This is a genomic window from Pseudomonas sp. S07E 245 (assembly GCF_019599025.1).
Lineage (GTDB): Bacteria > Pseudomonadota > Gammaproteobacteria > Pseudomonadales > Pseudomonadaceae > Aquipseudomonas > Aquipseudomonas shirazensis.
On record NZ_CP080625.1, the window covers coordinates 2,096,355 to 2,121,612 of the forward strand.

The 25,258-nt window shown below is 60.1% G+C and carries 24 protein-coding genes; 6 read left to right on the forward strand and 18 right to left on the reverse strand.

Annotated elements, in window-relative coordinates; translation table 11 throughout:
• Positions 1-37 precede the first annotated feature (37 nt).
• Positions 38-1,747, forward strand: a complete 1,710-nt coding sequence (locus K3F44_RS09625; RefSeq protein WP_259407050.1) for an FAD-dependent oxidoreductase — start codon at positions 38-40, stop codon at positions 1,745-1,747.
• A 69-nt stretch (positions 1,748-1,816) separates the two neighbouring features.
• Here K3F44_RS09625 and K3F44_RS09630 read toward each other — a convergent pair whose 3' ends face one another.
• Complete coding sequence (locus K3F44_RS09630; protein ID WP_220633893.1) at positions 1,817-3,277, reverse strand: L-lactate permease; 1,461 nt, start codon at positions 3,275-3,277, stop codon at positions 1,817-1,819.
• Between the two features lie 131 nt (positions 3,278-3,408).
• Here K3F44_RS09630 and K3F44_RS09635 point away from each other — a divergent pair, with 131 nt between their 5' ends.
• The 3 genes from K3F44_RS09635 to K3F44_RS09645 all read left to right on the forward strand — a co-directional run bounded on the left by K3F44_RS09635 (position 3,409) and on the right by K3F44_RS09645 (position 5,903).
• The gene (locus K3F44_RS09635) at positions 3,409-3,897 is read left to right on the forward strand and encodes an Lrp/AsnC family transcriptional regulator (protein ID WP_150571736.1); all 489 of its coding nucleotides are present in this window, start codon (positions 3,409-3,411) and stop codon (positions 3,895-3,897) included.
• 180 nt (positions 3,898-4,077) lie between these two features.
• Positions 4,078-5,496 carry an ATPase domain-containing protein gene (locus K3F44_RS09640; protein ID WP_150568824.1) on the forward strand — a complete coding sequence of 473 codons (1,419 nt, stop codon included), beginning with the start codon at positions 4,078-4,080 and terminating at the stop codon, positions 5,494-5,496.
• Positions 5,497-5,540: 44 nt separating this feature from the next.
• Entirely contained in the window at positions 5,541-5,903 is a 363-nt protein-coding gene (locus tag K3F44_RS09645) for a response regulator (RefSeq protein WP_101320727.1), read from the forward strand.
• Between the two features lie 540 nt (positions 5,904-6,443).
• On the opposite strand, the gene K3F44_RS09650 is transcribed toward K3F44_RS09645, so the two are convergent.
• The gene (locus K3F44_RS09650; RefSeq protein ID WP_220633894.1) at positions 6,444-7,094 is read right to left on the reverse strand and encodes a TetR/AcrR family transcriptional regulator; all 651 of its coding nucleotides are present in this window, start codon (positions 7,092-7,094) and stop codon (positions 6,444-6,446) included.
• 111 nt (positions 7,095-7,205) lie between these two features.
• Between K3F44_RS09650 and K3F44_RS09655 the strand changes: the two genes are divergently transcribed.
• Together K3F44_RS09655 and K3F44_RS09660 are read left to right on the forward strand one after the other, a co-directional pair.
• Positions 7,206-8,099: an NAD(P)/FAD-dependent oxidoreductase gene (locus K3F44_RS09655; protein ID WP_220633895.1), complete on the forward strand. Its 894-nt coding sequence runs from the start codon at positions 7,206-7,208 to the stop codon at positions 8,097-8,099.
• Between the two features lie 21 nt (positions 8,100-8,120).
• Positions 8,121-8,594: an isoprenylcysteine carboxylmethyltransferase family protein gene (locus K3F44_RS09660; protein WP_220633896.1), complete on the forward strand. Its 474-nt coding sequence runs from the start codon at positions 8,121-8,123 to the stop codon at positions 8,592-8,594.
• A gap of 397 nt (positions 8,595-8,991) precedes the next feature.
• Here the strand turns inward: K3F44_RS09660 and K3F44_RS09665 are convergent, their stop codons facing one another.
• The 16 genes from K3F44_RS09665 to K3F44_RS09740 all read right to left on the reverse strand — a co-directional run bounded on the left by K3F44_RS09665 (position 8,992) and on the right by K3F44_RS09740 (position 25,255).
• On the reverse strand, positions 8,992-9,285 hold the full coding sequence (locus tag K3F44_RS09665; protein ID WP_220633897.1) for a hypothetical protein: 294 nt from the start codon (positions 9,283-9,285) through the stop codon (positions 8,992-8,994).
• Complete coding sequence (locus tag K3F44_RS09670) at positions 9,273-9,647, reverse strand: LexA family transcriptional regulator (protein ID WP_220633898.1); 375 nt, start codon at positions 9,645-9,647, stop codon at positions 9,273-9,275. The genes K3F44_RS09665 and K3F44_RS09670 overlap by 13 nt, the downstream gene beginning before the upstream one ends.
• Complete coding sequence (locus K3F44_RS09675) at positions 9,635-9,850, reverse strand: hypothetical protein (protein ID WP_220633899.1); 216 nt, start codon at positions 9,848-9,850, stop codon at positions 9,635-9,637. The genes K3F44_RS09670 and K3F44_RS09675 overlap by 13 nt, the downstream gene beginning before the upstream one ends.
• A 67-nt stretch (positions 9,851-9,917) precedes the next feature.
• Positions 9,918-10,421, reverse strand: coding sequence for a DUF2514 domain-containing protein (locus tag K3F44_RS09680; RefSeq protein WP_220633900.1), 504 nt, complete (start codon positions 10,419-10,421; stop codon positions 9,918-9,920).
• Entirely contained in the window at positions 10,418-10,861 is a 444-nt protein-coding gene (locus K3F44_RS09685; RefSeq protein WP_220633901.1) for a structural protein P5, read from the reverse strand. The genes K3F44_RS09680 and K3F44_RS09685 overlap by 4 nt, the downstream gene beginning before the upstream one ends.
• Before the next feature lie 56 nt (positions 10,862-10,917).
• The gene (locus K3F44_RS09690) at positions 10,918-11,511 is read right to left on the reverse strand and encodes a tail fiber assembly protein (protein ID WP_310794634.1); all 594 of its coding nucleotides are present in this window, start codon (positions 11,509-11,511) and stop codon (positions 10,918-10,920) included.
• The gene (locus tag K3F44_RS09695) at positions 11,511-12,302 is read right to left on the reverse strand and encodes a phage tail protein (protein WP_220633902.1); all 792 of its coding nucleotides are present in this window, start codon (positions 12,300-12,302) and stop codon (positions 11,511-11,513) included. Before K3F44_RS09695 ends, K3F44_RS09690 begins: the two co-directional genes overlap by 1 nt.
• A gap of 13 nt (positions 12,303-12,315) precedes the next feature.
• Positions 12,316-13,188, reverse strand: coding sequence for a hypothetical protein (locus K3F44_RS09700; protein ID WP_220633903.1), 873 nt, complete (start codon positions 13,186-13,188; stop codon positions 12,316-12,318).
• Positions 13,188-13,502, reverse strand: a complete 315-nt coding sequence (locus tag K3F44_RS09705; RefSeq protein ID WP_220633904.1) for a hypothetical protein — start codon at positions 13,500-13,502, stop codon at positions 13,188-13,190. Before K3F44_RS09705 ends, K3F44_RS09700 begins: the two co-directional genes overlap by 1 nt.
• On the reverse strand, positions 13,499-17,473 hold the full coding sequence (locus tag K3F44_RS09710) for a phage tail protein (protein ID WP_220633905.1): 3,975 nt from the start codon (positions 17,471-17,473) through the stop codon (positions 13,499-13,501). Before K3F44_RS09710 ends, K3F44_RS09705 begins: the two co-directional genes overlap by 4 nt.
• Positions 17,474-17,532: 59 nt before the next feature.
• A complete protein-coding gene (locus K3F44_RS09715) occupies positions 17,533-18,135 on the reverse strand; it encodes a tail assembly protein (protein ID WP_220633906.1) in 603 nt (200 codons plus the stop codon).
• A gap of 458 nt (positions 18,136-18,593) precedes the next feature.
• Positions 18,594-19,034, reverse strand: coding sequence for a superinfection immunity protein (locus K3F44_RS09720; protein WP_220633907.1), 441 nt, complete (start codon positions 19,032-19,034; stop codon positions 18,594-18,596).
• Between the two features lie 925 nt (positions 19,035-19,959).
• Positions 19,960-20,715, reverse strand: a complete 756-nt coding sequence (locus K3F44_RS09725) for a C40 family peptidase (RefSeq protein WP_220633908.1) — start codon at positions 20,713-20,715, stop codon at positions 19,960-19,962.
• Positions 20,716-20,717: 2 nt separating this feature from the next.
• On the reverse strand, positions 20,718-21,467 hold the full coding sequence (locus tag K3F44_RS09730; protein ID WP_220633909.1) for a phage minor tail protein L: 750 nt from the start codon (positions 21,465-21,467) through the stop codon (positions 20,718-20,720).
• A 9-nt stretch (positions 21,468-21,476) separates the two neighbouring features.
• Complete coding sequence (locus K3F44_RS09735) at positions 21,477-21,815, reverse strand: phage tail protein (protein ID WP_220633910.1); 339 nt, start codon at positions 21,813-21,815, stop codon at positions 21,477-21,479.
• The gene (locus tag K3F44_RS09740; protein ID WP_220633911.1) at positions 21,815-25,255 is read right to left on the reverse strand and encodes a phage tail tape measure protein; all 3,441 of its coding nucleotides are present in this window, start codon (positions 25,253-25,255) and stop codon (positions 21,815-21,817) included. Before K3F44_RS09740 ends, K3F44_RS09735 begins: the two co-directional genes overlap by 1 nt.
• Between the last annotated feature and the right edge of the window lie 3 nt (positions 25,256-25,258).

Below are 25,258 nucleotides of genomic sequence, written 5' to 3' on the forward strand. Positions count from 1 at the left end.
CGCCCATGAATTACCACGCCATGAAGGAGCAACCATAATGAGCACCATCGCCCCCCTCCCCTGGGACCAGGAAGTCGACCTGCTGGTATTCGGCGCAGGCGCTGCAGGCATGACCAGCGCATTGATGGCCAGCCACCACGGGCTGGACGTGCTGCTGTGTGAAAAGACCGCCGTAGTGGGCGGCATCAGCGCGACCTCAGGCGGCACCACCTGGGTACCCGGCACCCACCAGAGCCAACGCGCAGGTGTACCGGACAGCGCGGCAGAGGCCGCGACCTTCCTCAAGGCGGTGGTTGGCGAACGCGGCGGTGAAGCGTTGCGCGAAGCTTTCCTTGCCAGCGGGCCACAAGCGATTGATGAACTTGAGCGCATCAGCGAGGTTAAATTCGTTGCAGCCGCCGCTCATCCCGATTACGTCAGCGGCCCCGGTGCAGCGTTCGGTGGCCGCGCCCTGGCGCCCCTCGCGTTCGATGGCAGGCTGCTGGGCAAAGACTTCGCCCGCGTGCGCCCACCTCGGCGCGAGTTCATGGGTCTGGGCGGCATGATGGTGCCACGCGCCGATCTGGATGCGCTGCTTTCGCCCTTCGCTTCGATGCACCACCTGACTCGCACCCTGAGCACAGTCGGCCGCTATTGCATCGACCGCCTGAGCTACCCACGCGGCACCAACCTGGTGATGGGCAACGCCCTGGTCGCCAGGCTGTTCTACAGCTTGCGCCAGCGCAAGGTGGCGCTGCGCTTTGAAACCCCTTTGCACGAACTCATTGTGGAAAACGGTCACGTAATGGGCGCTGTGGTGCTGCACAACGGCGAGGCCATGCGCATCCGCGCGCGTCGTGGCGTGGTGCTGGCTACCGGGGGCCTGACGCGCCATCCAACCCTACGCAAACAGCTGTTCCCGAGCGCTGCCCAAGCCCTTTCACTGTCGCCCCTGACCCACACCGGCGACGGCATCGATCGCGCGCTGAAGGCCAATGCCCAGCTCGACGACGGCCACGACAGTCCAGGCCTGTGGATGCCCTGCTCGATCCGCACCGCGAAGGACGGCTACCAGGCCATATGGCCACACATCCTGCTCGACCGCGCCAAGCCTGGATTGATCGCCGTGAATGCCCAAGGCAAGCGCTTCGTCAACGAGTCGGACTCCTACCACGACTTCGTCATGGGCATGCTTAACGACGGCAGCGCCACTGCTCACCTGATCTGTGACCAGACCTTCCTGCAACGCTACGGCCTGGGCCTGGTCATGCCGCTGCGCAGCGCCATCAATATTGCCAGGTTTGTCAAAGCCGGCTACTTGATCAAAGGCAGCACCCTGGACGAACTTGCCAGCAAGCTCAAGGTTGATGCCGAGGGGCTGGCAAACACAGTCAGAACCTACAACGCCGCCGCTGCAAACGGTGACGACCCTGCATTCAACCGCGGTAGCAGCCACATGAACCGTCACAATGGCGACCCGCAGCAACTGCCCAACCCCTGCGTGCGCCCTCTGGGCGATGGGCCCTACTATGCCGTCACAGTGCAACCGGCCGATCTCGCCTGCAGCGCAGGCTTGAGTGGTAACGCCGATGGCCAGGTGCTGGACATGCAAGGCCAAGTGATCGAGGGGCTATACGCTTGCGGCAATGACCTTGCTTCAATCTTTCGCGGCACCTACCCAGGCCCAGGCACCACGCTGGGACCTGCGATCGTATTCGGCTGGCGAGTGGCGCGGCATGCTGCGCGAGTTGCTGATCGCCAGTGTTGAAGCTAGCGACCAGTGAGCGCCTGCTTCGGGTTCAGGCTGTGTGAAAAAGTGCCATCCGCCAACACCAGGCTAGCCAAGCCATCCACTCAGCATCGCGGCGCCCAACGCGACTAACGCGGTATTGAGGCAGACCAGCATGAAGCCGAACCTTATCAGTTCGCCTTCCTCCTTGGCCTGGGTTTTGGCAAGCCCCAGAATCAGCATGACAACCGATAGCGAGCCCAGCGCCGCATGCCCCGCCGAGCTGTTCTGGACGGCAGCCAGCAGTAGGCGGGAGGACTCGGGCAACATCGCGATGGCCGGCATGAAGATCGCATTGCCGCCAACATTCGACCCGGTCATGTAGCCAGACAACGCGCCAAACAGGGCAACCAACGACGTCGCGGCGGTGGGCGACAGCCCAGCCAGCAGTTGCATCAACCCCGCAAGGAAGCCGGCCTTAACCATCATCTGCGACATTGCGAGAAAGAAGAAAATAGTCAGCAATGGCCGCTTCGCCCGAGCCAACAGCGCAGCAGGCAAGTTAACGTCGTGTGCGGTCCAGGATTGTATGTTGCGCGCGTGAGCGCCTAGCACGATCAGCATCATGACCAACGCCAGGCCTGGTGAGGCGAGTGGCTTCCAGTTGACCTGAACGCCTTTTACAACCCAGTGCTCCTGCCAGGAGGTGATCGCCCACAGCATCTTCAAGCCGACAATGCAGACAATCAGCACCAGATACGGCCATGCCTGACGCGGCCATTGCACCGGACCGCGCTCGCTGTCGTTGCGGCGCAGGCGCCACAGCCCAACAGAGAGTATCGCTGCTGCCGTCACCAGGCCCGCAGCAACGCCGGCTACTTCCGGCCCCAGCCACCGACTTGCACTGTAAAGAACGCCCACAAACAGCAGCCAGAAAACGCCCAACGCCCCCCATCCCCGCGAGTCACGAACGCCTGCAAGATAGAGCGCGAGTGCACTGAGGGCGAAGAAAACCGGGGCGCTGGTCAATGCCGAGGTCGATGCCAGCATGGATGCGTCCAGGTGAACCAACGAAGCACCAATGACAGATGCCAGGCCCAGCGTTCCCCAGGGCATGATGGCCATGCCGGCCAGTGCGATCCGTAACGCGACCCGACGCTCGAAGAGACTGAGCAGCAGGGGCACTGTAGCGATCAACGACACGCCGAAACCAGTCATCGCTTCGAGCAACGGTGCCAACCCAAGGACAATTAACACGACTTGATCGCCGCGCCCAAGCCCCAGTGACCGCACCCATTGGCACAGCGCCAGATTGACACCCATGCGCTCGATAAAAATCACGAAGAGCAGACCTGGGACGATCACGAAAGCGGTACTTGCAAACAGCACGGCGGTATCTTGAGCGGCGGCCACCATACTGCTCAGACGCCATGCGTCTGCCGCGCCGGCGAGCCAGAGCACAATGACTAACAGAGTGCCTGCAACGGCGGCGTGAACGGGCGGCCGGCGCAATACCACGAGCATGGCTGTAACCAACAGGACCGGGGAAAGATGGAACAGTGCGAGCATGCCAACAATATCCTGTGTATGTTCCCGAATAGGCTGCGTACGCAGACTGCTGGCAAGATAATATTGCTCTTACCTAGATAAAGGGCCGCAGTTTTCTGGTAGTTTTCGAGAAAATTTCTCACGGATTTACAATGGCGAAAAACGACGCTGCACCTGAATCGCTGGACAAATTTGACCGTGCCATCCTGGACCTGGTCCAACGTGACAACACCATGCCACTGCGGCTTATGGCCGAGCAGGTCAATCTTTCCACGGCCGCCGTTCAGCGCCGCATCAAACGAATGGAAGACGGGGGAGTCATCACGGGCAACGTAGCAATCGTCGATCCCACCGCCGTAGGCCGGCCGATCACGATCATCGTGGAAGTGATGGCTGAGCGCACCAGCATCGAGGCGCTGGAGGCGATGAAGGCACACTTCGCGGTGCCCGAAGTTCAGCAGTGTTACTACGTCACCGGCGAAGTGGATTTCGTTCTGGTACTCACCGTTGCCAGCATGAAGGAATACCAGACTCTGGCGCGGCGACTGTTTGCTGAAAACTCCAACGTTACCTGGTTCAAGACAATCGTCGCGCTGGACCGGGTGAAAGTCGGACTTGATGTACCAAGCATGGCTGGGTAGAGGCTCATGCAAAAGCCTCTGGTGGCTCGCGCCATGGCAGCAGATTTGCGGCCCAGGTCGCCAGCTCAACAAAAGCCACGACTGCTGCGCACTAGTCGGCAATAGCCCCTGAACGAATTTGGCGTTAGCATCACACCCTTAGTCGGCTTAACAGCCTGTTTTTCAGATCAGGGTCGCATCGTGGAAAAGCTCAAACGCCTCCAAAGTGGAATAGAAGGACTGGACGCTCTGCTCAAGGGCGGGCTGGTCGCAGGTGCCTCGTACATTATCCAAGGGCGCCCAGGTTCCGGCAAAACGATCCTGGCCAACCAACTTGGATTCCATCATGCGAACAATGGCGGCCGCGTTTTGGTTGCCACGCTGCTGGCCGAGTCACATGACCGTCTTTTTCAGTTTCTTTCCACACTGAGCTTTTTCGACTCATCCAGGATTGGCGAAGAAATTCAGTTCGTCAGCGCATTTGACACGCTGGAAAACGAAGGTCTGGATGAGGTAGTGAAGCTGCTGCGTCGCGAGATCAGCCGTCGCAAAGCCACCGTACTGGTCGTCGATGGCCTGCTCAATGCGCGCTCCAAAGCCGACTCACACATCGACACCAAAAAGTTCATCTCAGAGCTGCAGGGCCACGCTGCTTTTGCCGGTTGCACCGTGCTGTTTCTCACCAGTTCACGGCTGGACGACGGTAGCCCTGAGCACACCATGGTCGATGGCGTCATTGAGATAGGCGAAGAGCTGTTCGGCACCCGCTCGGTACGGCGCATTCAACTGCGTAAAACGCGCGGCAGTGCTGCGCTGGCAGGCCTTCACGAGTGTGAGATTACCGACAACGGGCTGGTGGTTTATCCTCGCCTGGAAAGCCTGTACAGCCACCCGTCCGCACCCGACAGTGCTGACATGACGCGCATTGGCAGTGGGATTGCCTCACTGGACATGATATTGGGAGGCGGCCTTTACAGTTCCAGCGTGTCTTTGGTCATGGGCCCTTCCGGCATCGGCAAAACGACGCTGGGCCTGAAGTTCTTGGCGGAGTCGACGGTGGACAGCCCAGGGCTGCATTTTGGTTTCTACGAAAGCCCGCAACGGCTACGGCTCAAGGGCGACTCACTGGGCATCGACATCAAAGGCATGGAAGACAGCGGCGCCCTGACCATCGCCTGGCAGCCAACAACCGAAGGTCTGCTGGACGGGCTCGGTGCTCGACTGCTGAGCATTGTCGAAGACAAAGGTATCAAGCGCGTGTTCGTCGACAGCCTTAGCGGCATGACCCGAGTCGCGACCAATCCGGCAAGGATTACTGACTTCCTCAGCGCGCTGATGAACGAGCTGCGCGCCCGAGGTGTCACGGTACTGGCAACGTGGGAAATGCGCGATCTGCTGGGCTCCGAGGTCAGCGCGCCCAACTCCGACCTGTCGAGCATCGTCGACAACCTGATGCTGATGCGCTTCGCCGAGAATGACTTTGAACTAAAGCGAACGCTGTCCGTTCTTAAGGTCCGAGACAGCGCTTATGATCCCTCCCGATTCGAGGTCGTCATCCAAGCCCACGATGTTTTACTCAAAAAGGCTTCAAGACATGAACCATCAGTCCCAACTGAGTGATGTCCTGGTTCTATCTCTTAGGTTTTTGAGTGGATTAAAATAAAGTGACTACCATCTTGGTCGTCGACGACGAATATTTAATTGCTGACATTCTCAGCTTCGCGCTGGAGGATGAGGGGTTTTCCGTGGTAACGGCCAGCAATGGCCGAAAAGGACTCGATGCTCTGGACAGAGTCAAGCCTGCCCTGATCATCACCGACTTCATGATGCCGGCCATGGACGGCCTGGAATTCGCTACCGCCGTGCGAGCCCTGCCATCGCTACATCAAGTACCGATTATTCTGATAAGCGGCGCCCAGGCACATATCGGTATGCAGCGACCGGATTTATTCGACGCGGTATTGCCTAAGCCCTTCAATATCGACGCAATTATCGCCGAGGTCAGAAAACTGCTGCATTCAGCGTAGCCGTGCCCGCGCGGCTAACACTGACTGCACCGGCTACAGCCGAGTCATCGCCCGAGCCCGCTCGGTTGCGCAGCTGCCTCATCGGTGATTTCTGCCTGTTCGGCACCCACCAATAAACATTGGACTTCAGCTGCTTCACTCCATACTTTCCGGCCCACAAAGAAAAACCCCGCAGACGTTAATCTGCGGGGTTTTCAAATATGGAGGCCGAGGTCGGAATCGAACCGGCGTAGACGGATTTGCAATCCGAGACGCTTCCCCTTAGATTTCAGTAGCTTAGGAGATGAACGATTCCGCATCAATGTTTTTTTGCATGCGCCACAGCCCTTTAGAATCAAGGGGCGTAGGTCGAGTTGCGGAATTGATTTTGGCTCTTGGTCAGCGGTTTCAAAATCATCAGGAAACTTGCGTACCTATGCCGCCACCCTTTGATGGTGTGATTCTTGAGCACTCCCCATTCAGACGCAGCCTGTGATTCCGCTGCGAACCCTGAAGCGCAAACCCAAGCCTAGGCCAAGCTGCCCTGGAGCAATCAAATGCTTATCCACATGCGCGGTCGCTGCGACCGTGCGCGGCTATGAACATGGCGACGGCCGACCAGCAGTAGGATTCGATTTCGTCTTCGTCCTCTGCTCTCGCCTGATCGAAGCGGGCTATCATCAGTAGATCGGACCCTTTGAAGAGCGCGGCAAACAAGCGGGCGGCTTGGAGGGAATCGGGCACATTGAGAAGCGCCTTCGCGTGAAGTTGGCGCAACAGGGTCTCGATGTCGGCGATGACATGAGCGGCGCCGGCTTCGTAGTGGCGCTTGCTCAAGGCGTTTTGACTCGTTTTATCGGCCATGACCATGGCTTCGATACTGCTGACGTCTGGTCTCAACAGCGTGCGCAGCAGTGATGTTCCCACCGCCATAAGTTGGTCTTCGACCGAGCCTTCTGCATCTTCAAGCAGGGCCTGTGGTGCAAACGACTTCTGGCAACCAGCCGTGATGGCTGCGCTGAACAGCGCCTCTTTGTTCTCGAAGCGCCTATAGATGCTGAGCTTGGATATCTTCGCCCGCTGGGCGACCTTGTCCAACGTCGTCGCTTGAAAACCCAGTTCCACAAAAAGTTCGCTCGCGGCGTTGAGTATCGTTTGGGCAAGCGCCTCGTTGGTGGGCCGGCCGCGCCGGCCCTGTGTGGTCTCAGTCATGGTATTGGTACTTGGCAGTATCTTAATTTAAGGTATACGATACCACTCGGTATCTTAAATTTGCAATCCAAAGGCTAGGTTTCAACCTACCCTCCAGCGGAGCCCATCACCATGAATGACGTCATCATCATCGGCGGAAGTTTTGCCGGTCTCGCCGCTGCTTTACAACTCGGCCGTGCCCGTCGCAAGGTCATCGTTCTCGATACCGGCTGCCCGCGTAACCGTTTTGCAGGCCATTCACATGGTCTGCTTGGTCACGATCACACACCGCCGCTGGAAATCCTGGCCGCGGCGCGGCAGCAGTTGGCGCGCTATCCAACGGTCAGGCTGGTCAATGCCCGGGCGGAGAAAATTTCTGGCGTAATCGACGATTTCTGCGTTGTCACTGACGATTACGAAAGCCTCAAGGCCCGCCGCGTGATCCTAAGCTATGGCGTCGCAGATCAGATGCCTGATGTTCCGGGCTTTGCCGAGAGCTGGGGCACGTCCATCGTCCCCTGCCCCTATTGCGACGGGTTTGAAGTCGCCGGGCAACATTGGGGCCTCGTGTGGTCCGGCCCGCAATCTCACAACCAGGTCAGGCTATTCCTCGATTGGACCGACAGATTGACTGTCTTTGCCGATGGTCACGACATTGCGTCTGATATCCAGGCCGATCTCGCTCACCGCAACATATCTGTCATCGACGGGCGGATCGTCGAGATCGCCCATCACCAAGGGCATATCGCTACTGTCAATCTCGACACTGGCTCCACTGTTGCGGTCGACATCCTGTTTGCTCATCCGCGCAACAAGCCATCCGCAAACCTGCATGAATCGCTGGGCCTCGCCATGATGGATACGCCAACTGGCGTCGTCCTCAAGGTCGACGAACGCCGCCAAACCAGCACACCCGGCATCTACGCCGCCGGCGATCTCACCACGCCCATATTGCCCTCGGTCACCCAGGCATCATCGCAGGGCGCGATGGCGGGTATTTTTGCCCAGCAGTCGATGCTGGCTTGAGCGCTTACAGAGGAAATGAACATGGCCGTCGAACCGGACAGCGCGGGGGTGCGCTTACCTCCGCCCTTCATCTATCTAGGAGCGTTGCTGTTGGGGCTGGCGGCGGATCGGTTCGTCGCCCTGAGCTACTTCGGCATCGACCGGTGGTTGTTGATCGCGACGGGCGCGCTGCTGTTCGCTACCGGCGCGGTGATGATGCTTGCGGCGGCGGGGCTGTTCCGGCGCCTGGGCACCAACATTCCGCCGTCGCGACCTACGACCCTCATCGCAACGACCGGCCCTTATCGGTGGACCCGCAATCCCATGTATCTCGGCATGGCGCTTGTCTATGCCGGCATTGCGGTCGGCTTCGACGGAGCAATTGCCTTGGCTTTGCTTCCATTGGTGCTGATTGTGATCCAGAAACAGGTAATCGCCCGAGAGGAGCGCTATCTCGAATCCAAGTTCGGCGACGACTACCGCCGCTACAAGGCCGAGGTTCGCCGCTGGCTCTGACTATTCCGCAACTGCTGCCTGCGGGATTTTCTGATAACCAACACCGACTTTCTTGCCACGGCTACTGAATGGGCCCTGATTTCGTAGATAATCAAGGGTCGCTTTTGGCCGTGAACTGCGTCGCAGCTTTTGGGTCGATTTCTGCCCTGGGCGAGAGACCGCTTTGGGTCGATAGCGGCCCGCCAGTTCGTGGGGCGCCGGGCTCTTGCGCAAGCAACGGTTTTCAAGACCTTGATACAAACGCCCGATCCATGTGGCTTAGACGCCAAAATCGATTCCAAAACAAACACGAAATAGCACGGCTACAGGCCGCATACCGCAAGGGTCGCTGTTTCAGTTTTGGAATCGATTTTGGCCGTTTCCTCCGGCGTCCTGCCGACCGAATCCCCAACCAAAACTACACCGTCCGACACCACCACGACTGCGCATACAGCACGCCGTCGACCTCCTCTACACCATTGATGTTGATGCCGAGCTGGGCCATGCCATTCACCTTCGCATCGTGCAGACGCGGGATGACGTCGGCGCCGGGCGAATGGGTGAAGACCCAGGCCTGCGTGGACACCCTGCCCAACGGCGCGCTGTGGTGATCGCCGATGTGGATGTCTGCCTTCAGGGCCTGGATCTTCGCTAGCTGATCGCTCGGGATGGCCACGCCCAGCTTGCGCCGCCGGACGATTAGGAAGTACATGACATCGGCCCGTGGCTGCGCAGGCTGTAGGTGACCACACCCCAGACAGAGAACTCGTCACCCTCCATGATGAACCGCGGCGCGTACCGAGGATTCTCCGAGCGCAGCACGATCTGCCGGCCAACATAGTCGAGCCGCTTGCAGACTGGCTCGCCGTTCACCGCCGCGATGACGATGTGGCCGGCGCGCGCATCGATCGCCTTGTCGACGATCACCACGTCCTCATCAAAGATCCCGGCACCCTCCATGCTGTTGCCGTCTATCTTGACCAGGTAAACGCTGGGTGCGCGCACCTGCAGCAGCTCGTCGAGGGATATGGCCTTCAGGTCTTCGGCTGCCGCAAAAGCACTCACGGGCTGCATGGCTGGCCAGCCTCAAGGCCATAGAGACGAGCCGCCTCTGCCAGCTCGAGCATGTCGGCGAGCTGGTCGGCGTTCACCTCCTTTCTGCGGTGAGCGGCCAGGGCCATGACCTCCAGCACGGCCGCTCTTCCCTCGGGGTCGTCGGTCAAGGCAGCGACATCATCGAGCTCAGCGACCCAAAGCGCAGGTAAGTGTTGTGACATGGCGGCACCCGATACTGTATATAAAAACAGTATCGTAATGCCGAGCTGCTTCTCCGGCAATCGCCAGTCAGCGGATTACGCTCATGCCGGAGTACTCCCGCTCGCATTGACGCCCAGCTATCAGGGCACGGTCATAAGCCGCCGCCAACTCTCCCGCTCGAGCATCAGCCCGTGCGAGCAGGTCGGAGAGCACCATGGCGGCGCGGGTGGCTGCCTGGCCTCTGGCGATAGCGGCGGTATCCGTGCCGGGGCAACTGACGGTGGCGGCGAGATTGCCGGCTTCGTTGCGCAGCCGCTGGCCAGCAGCATCGGCGCCAACAGCGCCAACATCAGCAATGGTCCTTTCTTCGTGTGCATTGGCTCTCGCCTCCTCCTGCGCCTGGGCGCGCCGTTGTTCTTCTGCTCGAGCATCACGCTCACCCAGCACTTCGGCCAGGCGATCGCCGCTGTCACGTGTTGCTGTAGCCGCGGTGGCACCTGCTCGCTCTACTGATCGACCGTGCTGGTAGACGCCCCAGTACGAAGCGAGCAGCGCCAGCAGCAGAGCCGCCCTGATGACCCATGAATTCATGCCAGCGCCCTCCGCACGCCCTCATCGATCACCGCCGGCGCGTAGGGGTTGCCGCCGTTCTCGTGGATGATGATGCTCACCACCATTCCCCGCAGGACCGCTGGGTCTTTGATGTTGATCGGGTCAGTGGTGCGCACGCCGATGCGCTTGGCCACGGCCAGTGCATAGGCCTGGGTGTCGTTCTCGTTGCTCGGCGCCCAGCGGTTGACGGTCTCCAGCACCGTGTCGATGCCCTTTCCACCCACGCCAGGCATGCCGTCCTTGCCGCGATAATTGATCAGCAGCTTGCCCAGGGCGCGGATGCCGTTCTCTGCCGAGTCGAAGCGGGCAAAGCGGGGCTTCGCTGTGCCCTGCTCCAGGCCAAGCTGGCCTACCCAGTCATTGCGAGGGTTGAAGTCGATGTTCCCGGGGTTGTTATTGCGTACGCCGCGAGCGGTCATGGGTTTTCTCCAGGCAAAAAAATACCGCCAGGCGGCGGTCGGTGGATTCGGGTGGATCAGGCCGGCGGCGCGGGCCAGTCGATAGTGGCCGGGTAACCTGGCTGGTCAGGCAGACGGTTCAGCGCCACGCGGTATTTCTTCCACAACTTCAGTCGCCCCTCTTCGTCAGTCGTCGCTTCGTCGATATCGACGGCGTCCTGCAGCGGAGCGATGGCAGCATCCGCTACAGCGCGGCGCTGGGCGAGGTCGGCAACAACGGCGGCAATCAGCTGATCGGCTGCGGCCTGCGCCTTCGCTTCGGCAGTGACTACCTGCGACCAATCGATGACACCGGCAGTGGCGGCAAGGCTCTCACCCAAGTCCAGGCCGGGAAGCTGCACTTGGCCGTCGGCTGGGTAAAGGTCGACCGGGAAGCGGGCGGCCTGCGGCGCATCGGCGGCGTGCGGCAGCATCAGGGTCAGCACCAAGTCACCGTTGATGCGCTCCACCGGAGCGATCACGAACTCACACCCGACCGCCTCCGCCGGCAAGGTCGCGCCATCGGCCAAGCTGGAAAAGTTCAGGGCCACGCCGTTTACTTCAAGAGTTTCGCCAACCTTAACCACTGCAAGCTGCAGGCCAGACCGAACCGGTGAAAGCTTGATGATCATCAGAACCACCTCCCAACTGCCTTCCAAGAGAACACCACGTCCGCAGTGCTCGAGATGTACATCTGAAACGTCAATGTGCCGTTAAGCGCGTTAGCTCGGTAAGGCACGCAAATCACACGGTACGAGCCCTCAGTGACCCCGCCTGAAAGCTCAACGGGCGCGGAACCAGCAAAGGCAACAGGCCATGTGATGGCCGCCCCTCCGGGTGAAATGAACGTGCTGCTATTTGCGCTGGTTGCCACGCCGCCCGTGTACGTTCCAGTGCCCCAGCAGATCATGAATCCGCATGCGAACTTGGCGTAGTGCCCGTTTGCGTTGCTGCCCATCTCCATGATCGCGCCAGTGGGGGTGCCGCCGGCTTGACTGACCGTACCCAAGATCGCTGCCACTGCGGCAGTACCCAGCTGCAGACCGGCGCGAGCCAATGCCGGCGTAGTACCACCCGTACCTCCCTTGGCCACTGGAACTACGTTCTCGGTTGATACCGCACCCAGGCCTGCCAAAGTCGCCCCGAACTGATCGACTAGTTGCCTCAACCGGTCGGCCGACTCTTTGACGTAGCCCTGCATGGGAGCGAGTGCATAGGTCCCACCAGATACCGTGGCTCCTTGATAGGCCGGCAGGATGCTCAGCACGGTCCCGCTGGGGATGTTGGTGACCTCGTACCAGCGCCCGTCCGGGCCGAGGAACGCATCCCCCACCCTGCCGTTCGCTGAGAAATTGGTGCCAGTGCCGGTCACCGTTGTTTGGCCAGCCGTGATCGCGACTGTGCCTACTCTGTACCAGGGCATATGTTGCTCCGATTTAATTGAATGGAAATGGAAGGTTGTCCGTGCGTATTACAAGCGCTTCCGGGTATCTATCCGTGGGTATGCTGTAGTAGGCGTTGTAGGTAAATTGCGCCCCCCAGTACATCGTTGTCCTGGCTGCGTCACATGACATGAAGTAGATCCCTCCTTCTGCTCCATAGGCACCGTCCATATGCGCCTGCTGATTTCCACGCGCTGGGAATGTCCCTCCAGCAGACATGCTGTCCATCGCTGCCTGACCAAAACTTCTCGAGAACGTAGTCGCCGTCGCGAACTCTCCCGAGCCAATAGGGATGAACACCCTGGAGACGCAGTAATAGACCCCTGAGCTGATGAAGCGCGTGGCAAGCCTGGATGCCCCAGCGAAAGGCACGCTGTAGGTGGCCACCCCGCCTGAAGAACCCGGCGGGGGCGGGGCCGGGGCGCGAACGGTGCTCACAATGTTCAGCGGGTACTGCAACGAATTGAATGTCAGGGTGCCGTCTTCGCTGTAGCACTTCAGCCCCGCACCACTGAGCGTGTTCCGCATGGTGTCGAAGTAGTAGAACTTCGTCGAAGGACTCGCACCGATGTAGTAGAAGGTCGTCGTATTTCCGGTTTTGCTGGACCCGCACGAGATGCCGGTGCCCACGATGAACACGATTGGCGCCACCGCCCCATCCACACTGAACCCATGAATGGCATCCACTACTGACGACTCGCTGTAACTGCTTCCTTCGTTTGGCGGAAGGCTGGCCGAGCGATACTCAAGTCGCGGCCAGTTCAGCAGGAAAGCCAAGTTGCCGCTCTTCAGTAATCCGTAAGTGATCTTCTCTGTGTCAAATAGGAGAGAGCCGTCCTCCTTCCATGCCTTCATTCCTGCAGACATCAGTAATACCCATAGTGGATTCGACAGTTGAGCGAATAGAAACCCCAGCCTCCGGCGTAGGAGTACTGCCAAGACAAGGTTGCCGTGGTCGAGCCGGGCGTAAGCGTTACGCCTGGGCGTTTGCCGAGGTACTTGTTTTGCGCAGACAGTTCGGTAATCGCGTAGAAAAGCGTCTTTCCCGGCGGCGCCAGCGGGATCGAGAGCGACCCACTGGCCGCCCCCGTGTCCACATAGCCAAGCATCTGGCTGATCGAGCTTGTCATGTCGAGCATCAGCAGGCCGCTTGGGTCGTAGATCTTCAGCCCGGTGCTCATACGTTTATCCCCAGATCGATCGCGAGATTCCCGTTCGGGTAGAAGATCCGCAGGCGCTGATTGTTGAAGGTCAGTCGCCCAAGCCCGGCGACCGTGCCGTTGATCTCGAACGTGCCCGCCTTGTTCAGGATCCAGCCCTGCTGCCCCGCCACGTAGTTGGTCGAGCTGATGAAGCTGCCGATCTTGGCGTTGGTGATCGTCCCGTCAGCGATGAACGCCTCGTTGATGAACACCTGCCCGCCCTGCACCGCGAATGGCGAGGCCAGCACACCATTGATGCCGTTGACCACGGCGAACCGGTCTGCCGACACCAGGAACTGGCTCTGCAAACCTGCTGGGCCATTCTCGATGCCAAGGCCGATGCCGGCGGCGACGTACTGGTTTTGGGAGTTGAGCTGCATCTTGACCGACCACATGGTGCTGGCTTTGCCGTCGAGTGCGGCCTGGGCCTGGCTGACCGTCTGCACTGTCGCATTGGTCTCGCCGATCGATACTTCCAATGTTTCGGAGCGGCGCGCCAGGACGTCGACAGCGGTTGCCCGCACCTTCGATTCATCGGCGATCTTCGCAGTGCTTTCCCATGACTTGAGCGCGCCGGCCAGATCGCCTTCGCCATTGTCGTCACGCTCGCCCTGAGGAGAGGTGAACGACGCCTCCATGATCCCGAGGCGTTGACCGAGCGACTCATCACCGGTTACCCGCGCCAGCTCTTCCTCGCTGATCGCCGTCTCAGCATCATCAACTCTCGCGTTGACCGTCTGCAGCCGAGAAGCTGTAGACGTTTCGTTGTCGGTAACGGCTTTCTCCAACTGCGAGATGCCAGCCGTGTTGCTGCCGACCTTGGTGTTGACGTCGTTGAACCGGCTTGCCGTAGCCTGCTCATTCGTCACCACGGTCTGCTCAAGGCTGCGAATGCTGCCGGTGTTCTCACCAACACGCGCCTCGACCGTGACCATACGACTGGCCATCGCTTCGTTCTGAGTTGCCCTGGTGCGCGACTCTTCCGACACCTTGGCCAGCGTATTCCAACCCCGCATCGCATCGGCAAGGTCACCCTCGCCATTGTCGTCGCGGTAGGCGGACTGCACGGCCTGCAGCATGGCTGCTGTCACCGTGATCTTGCCGTCCACCGCGGCGATGTCGGTGGTGTTCTTGGCCACAGCCTGCGCCAGCCCGTTGGCCGTCGCGGCAATACTGCCGATGTCTACCCAGTAGGTCGGATTCGGCGGAGCGTTGCTGCCGTCGGCTGCAGCCGGCACAGGGACGATGGCCATGTACAAGCGCCGGCCGCTGCGCACTGCGTCATCCTTGGCGTAGGCGTCGGTTGGCACGTACTCGAGCGGGTCGGTCAACTCGGTGATCAGTTCCTCGAGCTCCTGCTTCGCTTCGTTGATCCGGTCATTGACCGAGCCAGGGAAGTCGCCTGAGATTTTCTCGATTTCCTTCAGCAACTCCTGGCCAAGCTCGCTCTCGGTCACCTGGCCACTGATCAGCTCCAGCACAGGGCTGGCATCCGATCCAGACTGGCCCAGCACGCCGCCGCCAACCGGGTACCACGGTCCAATGTTGCCGGTTCGGTCCACCAGGCGAGCCCAGAAGAAGAACGACACGCCAGCCCTCAAGCCTTGCATCACGTACTCAGCCTGCGGGTAGGCCAGGTCGGCCAGCTTGGTTGCCGTCTCCAGGTTGTTGCTCTGGCTGTACCAGAGTTCAGTGCGCTGGGTGTCTTCGGCACCCGGCGGGATACCCCACCTGATAGCGATGCTGAGCAGGAGTGATTCGGCAGCCAGGAAGGTGACCGAGGGCGGCACGCCATCCTTGCCTTTCAATTCCGTCAGCAATGAATCCCGCCAGATCGACGTGATATCGAATGCGCTCACCGCTCGCACGCGCGCCAGGTAGGCGCCAGCGTAGATGCCAGTGATGTCGACGGATGTTGCGCCGACGCGCTGCAAACGGATCCAGTTGCCGTTGTCCTTGCGCCACTCAACGTCATAGGCGACCGCACCCTCAACAGCCGGCCACTCGATCGTCATGGTGCTGACCGCAATGCCCTGGTCAACTGCATACCCGGAAGTCAGCGTAACGCTGGCCGGCGCGGGCACCGTGGTGATCGGGATGACGCTGATCGGGCGCTCTTCCAGCTTGGCGCCGTTGTCGATCGCTGCAAACTTGCTCGGATTGAACTCCAGCGCGGTGAACTCGTACTCGCCCTCGGCGGTGCGCTTGCGCTTGAGCACCCGGAATAACTGAACAGCCAGGTCCTCGTAGTCAATCGCCCACTGCAGCTGCGGCTCGGGCTGCAGGGTATACGCCGTGGTCACCGTCACGGCGCGGCCAGCGACAGATTGCACAGTCCGCGCCTGGGCGGTGCCGTTCGGCAAGTTGACGATCAGGCGGTCGCCCGCCTTCACTGGCGTGTCACGGTCCAGAGTCACGGTACGGCCCGCGACAGCGGAGATGCGCCCGCCATTCGGCCTGCCGGCGACCAGCTCGTCAGCCACCGGAATGACAAAGCCCGGCAACACGTTCGCCCCTTCCATGCCGGTCTTGAAGGAAACGGTTCTGTCCTGATTGTTGCTCAGCAGCGCCCACTTACCGCGGCGCTGGGCCTCGCTTGCGCGAGTGCAGCCGATTGCCGATATCTCGATGGGCCGATCCCGGTACCGGCGTTGCAGCGCGTTGTCGGTGACGGGGATCACGTCGGTGTCGTAGTTGTTGGCCGGGTTGTCGTAGCTGATCAGCGCTCGGCTGTAGTGCGTGTCGCGCCCCGCGCCGCCGTAAACGAAGTCGCCGTCAATGACGTTGGAGCGGGTGAAGGTGTAGTCAATATCCTGCGCGCGCGGCATATCCGCCTGCATATACAGCGAGCCCTGCGCCCAGTACACCATCCCGCGATAGATTGCGGACAGGTCGCGTAGCAGCGTCCAGGCCTCAGCCTTGCCCTGCAGGTTCAGGTCGCACAGGTAGCGCGGCTCCATGCCGCCCACGCCGTTCGACACCAGCTGATCGCAGTACTGGCCGATCCGGTACATCTCCCACTTGTCGACCATCCATGACTGGATGCGCTTGCCCAGCCCGAAGCGATCGTTGACGCACAAGCCGTAGGTGGCCCAAACCGGATTGTTGGTCCAGGCCAGCTTGAAGGTGCCGTCCCAAACACCGGTGTAGGTCCGGGTCACTGGATCGTAATTGCTCGGCACCGGCCAGCGCTGGCCATTGCAGTTGACGGTCACAGCCGGGATGTTCTGGAACTGCTCGGCATCGAACTCGATGTAGAGGAGCGCGGTGTTGGGATAGCGGATCTTCTGGTCGATGATCTCGGTGTAACCCGCGATGGTCATCGTGTCCGCGATCAGGCCGTCGTTGGCATTGGGGGTCAGCCGGCGCACGCGAAAGGACCACCCTGCAGTGGCCGGCGGGAGGGTCACAGGCTCGGAGCGTTGATAGCCACTCGTGGTCTTGCCATCTACTGCGCCGCGCAGGGACTCGACAAACGCACCGCCATCAGTGGCGATATCAATCGCGTACTCGATGCGGTAGCCGTTTGTATCTCCGCTGCTCTTGTCCTGCTTTGCCAGGCGCGGCCAGGCGAATCGCAGACGCAACCTGGAAAGCTGGGTGTTGCTCAGCGATCTCGTGAAAGGATTATCGCTGCGCAGCTCGACGTTGACCGTGGTCTCGTTCTCGATCGATGGGATGCCCTTGATGTACTCCTGCTCGACACTGCCTGGCCGCCACTCCCACTTCACGCCCGGAAAGTTGAGGTTGCCGCTGGCATCCATGATCGGCGTGTTGTCGAGGTAGATGTCGCGATCAGTTGGCGTGCCGTCGAACTCCCCCTCGCCCACTGCCAGAAGGATCTTGGCGATGTTGGTCGAGCGCAGGCTGTCCGGCGCCTCTACCGGGGTTTTCGGCTTCTTCTCGCCACCTTTTTCCCCGGCAATCACCAGGTGAGCTGCTGCGCCCATGCTTTCCTCCAGGCGTAAAAAAACCGCTCGAGGCGGCTGATGTTGTTTCTTGCGGGCTGCTACGCCTTGTCTTGGGCGTAGATCGAGGCGGAAATGATCGCCCCGCCCCAGCGGCGCCTGCCGATGCAGATCGGTACCGGGTTGCCGCTGGCAGTGGTGTTCTTGGCTGAGCCAAAAGCGTAGGACGGCATGTTCGCGGGGCTACCACTCTGGGAAAGGCCTTTGGCTTGGGGGCTGAGCATTTGAATGACACCACCTGCCACGAGCCCTATGCCCGCACCAATAAGCGGCGCACCAAACGGAGTAGCGGAAAGGAACAGGCCCGCAACAATCATCACTGCGCCCAGTATCGTTTGGATGATTCCGCCACGCTTGCTCCCGCCAATCACTGGCACAATGCGAATTTCGCGGGCTCCCCCTCTTGATAGATCACCCTCGCCGACGTTCCTCTTGTTGCGAAAAATAGCAAACCGCATGCCCAGGCCGCTGAGCCGTTTAATTTCCTCCTCGAACCCTGGCACCGTTGCCTTCAGGGCGCGGAAAACCTCCAGCACGCTTCCCTCTTCGAGCAAGCGGCGATGCAACCTCCCGAACTTCTGCGCGAGGGATCCCGACAGCTTGATTGAGGTAAAAGGCTGGTAGTGAGCTGCAGTCGCGATCATGATCTCTCCAAAATAAAAAACCGCCCGAAGGCGGTTCTGTCAGCGGTACTCAATAAACGGTCCGATGTAGACACCACCGGCATCGCCACTTATTCGATACAAGCTTGAATGGTCGGCCTCCACCTTTCCGGTTATCGAACGCACAGCCATTCCGCTGCACAGCCCTGACTCCGCAAGACCAATCCCGATGTTCGGTTGACCTGGTGGCAGGTAAAAGCTCGCCCGCTGCCCGGGGCCAACTTTGGCCGATCTGCGGCCATCGATGTACACCACGACATCACAGCCTGATCCAAGAGCGCCTGAATCGCGTACTACCGTCAAAGTCCCACTATCCCCGGCTGGCTTCTGCTGATAAGCATAAAGCTCGTCGAGAGGAACGGGTTCGGCCTCCCCGACAGGAGTAGCAGACGTCGCACACCCTGCCATTAGGGTAAGCCCAACGCATAAGAGAAAAAACTTCATGCGACACCCTCCGCAGCTAGGTCGCTACCACAGTGCTTGCACTTGATCGCCACCGCCAGCACCTCTTCCCCGCAGAACGGGCAGTCTTTTTTAGGTCTCTGGCCATGATCAGCAGCTGGTTCGATAGCAGTCTCGATAGGATCAACGGGCTGTGCCGTGATAACCACCGGAGATGGATTCTTGAATGCCCAAATAAGCGCGGCAACCCAGCCAAGCAGGCTCCAGCCCAAGAAGAAATTGAGTGCAGCAATTGCTCCCAAGTTATTGCTCTTGCGCAGCGATGCCTCAATTGTGGGCAGCATGTATAGGGCAGGAATGAAGATGATCCCGCTGAAGGCCATGAGCGTACCGAAGGCATTCAGCCCTCCCCGCTCGGTGCCCATGGCGTAGCTGAAGGAAGCGAGAAACCCCAACACCAGCAATCGAACGACAAACATTTGAACTCCATGCTTACTGGCCACGGCCATTCCATGACAATGACAGGATGCTATCACCTAGCGCTGGGGGTTCGAAATGCCAACTCCAAAACCCCGCGCTGGCGGGGTTCAGCTCTTTATTTCCTTGAAACGCAGGACTGTAGAAGCCGGACTGGCCAAGCATCCAGCGTGGATGAAATGCCAGTAACGAAATTGGATTGAGCCGTAGTAGCGTTAGGCCGCCAATGAAAGGAGGCGCTATGGCTTTTGTTACGCAATACACCAGAAGATTCATCACTGAGACCACATCGCCCGGTCATGATCACTGGAACACGTTTTATGAGCCAGGGGATCGCGTACCTGTCTCTGGGATATACCGCTGCGAAGGCTGCGGCGACGAGATCACTTCGAATGCTCGAGATCCATTTCCGCCGCAAAACAGGCATCAGCATCAGGATCAATCGGTTCCGATTTTGTGGCGTCTAATCGTTCGAACCAAAACTAGCTGATCCCAAACGAACCGCCCCGGTCCGTTGCCGCAAAGCCCATGGACTGGGGTTTAAACTAGGAGGAATAGGAATGGCCTTTAAGCTAAACCACGTGACGGTTACGCACATAACGGGAGGCGAAATTATCTCGGTGAGAATCTCCGATGTGGAGAGGCATGCCGAAGTGACTGTCCAGATTAAACCAGGCAAGCCATATGAACAGCTATCCCTGGGTGAGGCCTTGGCACTCGCCATTCAGGAGGCCAACAAGCTCAGTCACTGCTAGGTGGTTCTATCTTGGCGCTCCTGTCGCAGGGGGCGTCATACTGGTGGCTCCTCAGCTCACTGCGCAGAGCACCTACCTCTGCCGAAAGCGTACCGACCAGGGACCTCAACTGATCTATTTGCAATTGAAGATCTTGATTTGTAGGCATAATTCCTCCTGTAGTGCTTCCATATTACTTCGCGTCCCGATGACGCAACACAAGGCGCGTCCGGTCGAGCCAAGGCCCGCCGAAAACGATGATTTCTGATGGCCTGCCGTACAGGTGGTGCAGCAAGAACGGGCCGGGGCCGAACACCTCGGCCTGCTCCCCTGGCAACGCGGGATCAGCGCCCAGGAAAATACCTGCGTGGTTCGGGTGCGCCGTGCGCCCTATGGCCATAACGACCAGATCGCCTCGCTTTGGACGATCAACCTGGTAGAAGCCTGCAGCCTCGTAGCAGTCCTCGTAGTGGCTCGGCCCATCGGCATTTTCCCACCACCCGTCCTCACGGGCATAGGTTGGTAGTTCCAGCCCCAGCTCGCGCTGGTACCAGTCCGCGCAGACCTGCCAGCAATCCCATACGCCGTGCACGAAGGGCCGGCGCAGCAGCGGCGTTTCGCCCGTTGGGGTGATGGTGCGCAGGTCGCCCTCCGGCCAAGACAGGATGTGCCATGGCAGCCCCGTTGCCTCGCACATGGCCAGGTCACGCGGCGACGGCCTGCTGGTCGCATCAGGATGCGAGTGCACAATGCCGATCACTTGGCCTTGGTCTTCTGCCTCGGCGTATTGCTCCGGCGCGATCCGAAACTCTTCGGTCGGCTCGGTGGCCACGTTCGCGCACGGGAAGTAAACCTGCTTGCGGCCCACGGCCAGCAACAGCCCACAGCACTCGCGCGGGTACTCCGCCGCTGCATGCTGCTGCACTGCGGCAAGAATGTGTTTGCGCATGGTCAGCTCCTGGCGATCAGGGACACGGCTGGGAAGCCGCCGAATGGGATTTGATTGCCTTGGCCGAACCGCACAACGCAGCCTGAGTCCAGACAGCCATTGCACTCGTCCTTGGCGGGGTCGTCCGTGGGCTTCCCGTCGAAATCGAAGTACGGCCCGGTGTAACCGCAGTCCGGACCACGGTAGCCATTGGTCATTGCCCAGTGGCACAGCGTCGTCATCTGCCGCCCGATCGTCTCGCCGCCTACATCACCCGGGCTGGCAAGCTCCCAGGCTACGGTCTCGCCGTTCTCTTGGGTCTTCTGGTCAATGAACCAAACCTCAATGCTCTCCTCGGAGGGAGCAGCATTGGGGTTGCCCGCCGGGAAATTCTCGGCGTCCAGGTACTGCGTCAACGTCAGCCGAAGGGTGAGCCTGAACTCAAGCAGGTCGTCGAATGCCAGGCACAGCGCGGTTATCCGCCCATTGACGTTGCCCACCTGGAGCGTCGGCCTTACCGCGGTGCCGTCGGAATTGGCCTCGATACCATCGATCTGCATCGGCCAGGCGCTGTACTCGTTGCCCTGCCACCAGATGGACTTCGCTGGCAGCTGGTCTGCATCTGTGCCGGCAGCGGCCAACTCCTCGGGCGTATGGGGGATTGCATGCCCATGGAAGCGCAGCACATCCGCGCCGTAGTCGGAGCCGTCCAGCTCGAACAGCAGTACCTCGTTGCCAGGCTCGAGCAACTGAATATCGCGAATCAGTGACATGAGGTTTTCTCAGGGGTGGTATGCGCGTTGGAATGTGGCGGTGAGCTTGAATACCCCACCCCCGACAGGAGTAGGCTTTGGGTCAGCACAGGTGAACAGCCCCAGATCCCCCATTGGCGTTTTCCAGAGAAAGGCTTTGGCACCCCCGTGCCGGTCCAGAAAATCAGATGCCTGCTTGATCTTCGCCTTCGGACCGGTGACCGTGATCGGGTAGCTGTCTTCCTTGTTGTTCGGACCATCACCGACCGTTTGCTTGTAGCCACCGCCAAACTTGGACTCGCGCACCCGGTATGTGATTTCTGGCGTTTCGCCTCGCTGGGTAAGCCAGCGGAATGTCTCAATGGCCATCAGCTTCTCCTTTGTGCGTTGCGATGGCTGATTCCACCTGGTCGCCAAGAGTCAGCCACGGCTTTCTCCCCTGCTGCCTTCATCTGAGCCTGCATGTTCTGCTGCAGGGCCTGCTGGTCCAGCTGCATGCCTTCGCTGCTCCGGTCCTCTGTAACGAGGGTGAGCGACATCGGCATGGATATGGAGGTGCCTCCCCCGCTACCTACGGCCCGCACCCCCAACTGCCCGCCGGCGGTGCGCGTGAGCGGCATTACAGCCTCGTCACCTGCCTCACCCATCACACCCAGCTTGCCTCCAGCCATACCGAAGGCCGTGGGCGTGCTCACGATCGAGTTGGTGAACGTGCCTCCATTGGCGAACATCTGCACGCCGTTGGCCCACGCGCCACCCAGCGCTTGCGGAAAGTAAGCGCTGGAGTAGCCCGCCTGCGAGGCGCCGAGGTTGGACGAAGTTGCGCCAGCCGACCCAGCGGCCATACCGTTGCCGGTGCCGCCACTACCGAAGTAGGCCGACGCGGCAGAGACGCCGAGGTTCACCAGACCCCCGAGCAGCCCAGAAGAAGCCTGTCTGGTGGCAATCCGCGCCATATCGGCAAGGATCGACTTGGTGAAGTCGGCGAACGAGAATTTCCCAGTCAGTGCGAAGTTCACGACCGAGTCCTCCATGCTGGAGAACGCATTGGTGAACAGCGACCTCGTTTGCCCGGCTACATCGCGTGCTTGGTCGAGGTAGTTCTGGAAGGCAGACGAGGCGCCTTTGCGCCAGTCGCCTTGGGCCTCTGTCATCAAGTTGTAGTTGGCGACCGTCGTTTCCTGCAGGTCCCTTTCGGTTTTGTTGAGCCCAGCCAGCTTTTGGTTGTACTCATCCAGGCTCATGCCGCGCGAGCCATCGCCATATTGGTTGGCCAGATCCAGGCGCTGCTGGTTCATGCGATCAGTGATGCCATTCTGCTGGTCCTGCAGGCCGCGCTGGCGGTCACCAAGACCAAGACCTGCTGCAGAGCGCTGTCCTTGCAAACTCAGCGCCTTAACCTGCTGGTCGAGTGCATCGGTGTACGTCTGCACTGCCCTGGCCTGCTTGGCCAGCCGCCCCTGCTCATTGGTCGCTAGCACCGACAGCTCAGTGTCAGCGTCTTTTTGCGCCTTGACCATGCCAGCCCGAGCGTCAGCGATTTTCTGATCCAACTGGATGCGCTGCTGGACGCTGGTGCTGCTGCGCCCTTTTGCCTCCTCCAGTGCACGGATCTCTGCCTCGTAGGCGTTGGTTACCTCGGCCTTCTGCTGCTCAACGATTGCCGCGCGCTGCGCCGCATACGACTCCTGCGAGATCAAGCCTGCTTTCTGTGCTGCATCCAGTTCCTTTTGGTGATTCTTGTATTCGCCCAAGATGGCTGCGAGGGCGTTTTTCTGGTCGTTGAATCCGGATAGGTCCACAGACCCCGTGCGGCCTGCGGGATCTTTGTACTTCTGAGCAATGTTGCTGCGGACCCTTGCTACAGTTTCTGGATTGAGCCGAGCATCGTCTGGATTTTTCTTCCTGATTACATCCAGCCATTTCTCATATTCTTTATTAGCCTCGCTGCGTTTCTTGGCGTTGGTCCAAGCCGATTTTTCTAGGGCATCGACCTTGGCCATAGCATTGATGGTTTTCTCGTTGGCTTCCGCCTCCTGGCGGTCGAATGCAGCGATATCTTCTTGAGCTGCTTTCTTATCTTTCAAAAACTGAAGCTGGTCGGTATAGAACGTGACCATTTCCGTCTGATTTTGGAAGGCCCCAACATCGCCCCGCTGGGCGCTCGCCAGGTTTTCCTCCATACGAGCAATATCGTCATCGATGCTTGATCGACCGATGTTTTTCAGGTTGTCCGCCGCCTTTGCGACAGCGTTGTAGCCCCGCTCCCACCAACTGAGATTCTCGATGATCTTCGGAGTGCGCTCGTTGATGGCGTCCGCAAACGCTTCGGTGGCCAGCTTGACGGCGTCTGCGTGCTTGCCCTGCTGCTCAAGTGCCGTAATCTGCGAGTAGACCGAGCTCGTCAGGTAGTTGTACTGGGTATTCAGAGCTACCGATGCTTTGACTGGGTCGTCCGCCAGCTTGACGAACTCGGCAATGGTCTCGGAAACCGCCTTGCCTGTTGCCTCCTCCATCGATACAGCTGCCTGCGCAACATCCATGAAGCTGTCGCCGGCGATCTTACCGCTACCCGCCAAACTAGCCAGAACCGATGCAGCCGCCCCAGTGGTGCCAACAGTAGCACTCACCTGCTTGGCCATACCGCCCAGCTGGTCAGCAGTCAGCCCGGCAGAGTTACCCGTCAAGATCAGGGCGTTGCTATAAGCATCGGTCTCTTCAGTCCCCTTGTAGAAGGCATATCCAAGCGCTGCCGCAGCAGCAGCCGACACGGTTAAGGGGGTGATCAGACCAAGGATGTAGCCGCCCAGGGCACGCGCTGCCGGGCCAAGCCCGCCGAACATATCCTTGAGCTGGCCGCCCTGCTGCAGCGCGACCATGGTGATAGGCTGGCCTGCTGCGATCGATGTGAAGATATCCGTGAACTGAGCAGGAACGCCGCGCAGAGCCGCAGCAGTAGCCTTCGCGGTCATGCCGGTCTTGCCGAGTGCACTGTCTGCACCGCCAAGCGCGGTACGCGCCTGGTCAATCTTCGACTGGTACTCGCCAAAGGTCTCAGCATCGAGCGCACCGCTTGCGCGGAATCCCTTCAGCTTCTGTTCCATCTGGTCGAGTCTGCCCATGGCAGCCACGGTCGGATCGATCTTGCCAAGCAGCTCATCCAGCGCCTGGCCTTCCTCACGGTGGGCACCTGCGGCCTTTTTCGCCGACTGCGCCAGGCGCTCCTCTGTAGCGAGCAGAGCCTGTGCGCGGCTGTTGATGGCCGCTTGGCGACTGGCGCTGTCCGACAGCACCGCATTCGCTTGAGAGGTCACCTCCACCGTGTGCTCGGTGGCCCGGTTGAGCGACTGAACGTACTGGCTGGCCTCCAAAGAGGCTTTGGCCACAGCCAGGAGCCGAGCTTGCTGCTCGTCTGCCGACTCTGCGGCGCGTCGCCCTGCCTGCGCGCCGGCATCAGTAGCGCCGGTGAGCGCCTCTTGCGCCTTGCCAGCCTGCGCTGCCTCAGCCCGGAAGGCGCCCATGTTCGCGGCGGCGCTGCTGAACGCCGTTGAAGCGGTCGTGACAGCGCGCCCCACAGTGGCCATCTGCTGCGCCAGCTCGGCCTGCTTGGCGTTGAGATTCTGCAGCTCTTGCACGATCTGCCGGGTGTCACCCTGCAGGCTGCCAAGAGCTGATTCCCATGCGCGACCGATCTTGCCAGCGGACTCTTCACTGCGCTTGCCGGCGTCCGTCAACTGATCGAGGTTGTCCTTTGCCTCAACAGCGTCACCTGAGTCGATCTGGAGACCGAGAGAGGCAATGGTAGTCATGAT